This window comes from Fibrobacter sp., assembly GCA_024399065.1.
In the GTDB taxonomy this organism is placed as follows: Bacteria; Fibrobacterota; Fibrobacteria; order Fibrobacterales; family Fibrobacteraceae; genus Fibrobacter.
Genome location: JAKSIB010000114.1, coordinates 1 through 1,086 on the forward strand (window position 1 = coordinate 1; position 1,086 = coordinate 1,086).

General features: G+C 50.4%; 1 protein-coding gene. It reads left to right on the plus strand.

Annotated elements, in window-relative coordinates; all coding sequences use genetic code 11:
- The coding region (locus MJZ25_16720) for a class A beta-lactamase-related serine hydrolase (protein MCQ2125804.1) at positions 1 to 1,009 on the plus strand (1,009 nt) is incomplete at its 5' end.
- Positions 1,010 to 1,086: the final 77 nt, after the last annotated feature.

Below are 1,086 nucleotides of genomic sequence, written 5' to 3' on the forward strand. Positions count from 1 at the left end.
GGCGAAAGTCAACAAAAAAGGGTGGCGAAGCCACCCACACATGTTGATGAAGAGCGCTTTTTTCTTATCTTTTTATAGCCAAAACAACAATCTTTGCCTAGTAATCGATTATATGATTTCAAAATTTTTCACTCGTGCATTTTTGTTCGTCGCATCAATCGCCATAGCCGCATCTTTTGCCTGTGCGGGGGAGTCTTACGGCTATTTTGCGAAGTCGGCGCAGTCTGCGCCATCAACAGCCGCGCAGTTTGCAACACCCGCGCAGTCTTCGAGCGTTAACAAAACCGCGCAGTCCACACAAAAATCCGCGGGCTTAAACGAATCCCTGCATTTCCCGATGCACAGCGTGATGAAGTTCCCGCAAGCGCTTTACGTGGCGCACTTCCTCGACAGCGCAAAAATCGGCATCGATGCCAAAGTCCGCGTGGTAAAAGCCGAACTGATGCAAAATACCTGGTCGCCAATGATGAAGGAAATGGGCGATACCGCCATGGTTTCGTATGCTGAACTTCTCCAGTGGTCCCTGGTGCAGAGCGACAACAACGCTAGCGACTTGCTTTTCAAATTCTGCGGCGCGCCCGAAAAAATCACCCGCTACATCGCAAAACTCGGCTTCAAGGATATCCAAATCGGTGCAACAGAAGCCGAAATGCACACGGACCTCGCCAAAAGCGACTTGAATTGGAGCACGCCCAAAGAAATGTCGAACCTTTTCGAATGGTTCTACAAGAACAAAGACAAAACAGCAAACCTCCAGTTCATCTGGAAAACGATGTCCGAAGTGGAAACGGGGAAGGATCGCATCCCGGCCGCAGCCCCCGCGGGTGCAACAGTCGTCCATAAGACCGGCACCGGATTCCCGCCCAAGGACAAACTTCCGCCCATGAACGACGCAGGAATCGTAATCCTCCCGAACGGCCAAGTGCAATTTATCGCAGTCTTTGTGCCCGAGCCGACCGCCCCGAACCAACTCGCTGATATTGCCCAAAGTATATTATCCGACAAGTAAAATTCAACACTTCACTTAAAAAGAGGCATCATCAACATGTGTGGAAGCATTTAGGCAGCCTTGCTAGATGATCCTCT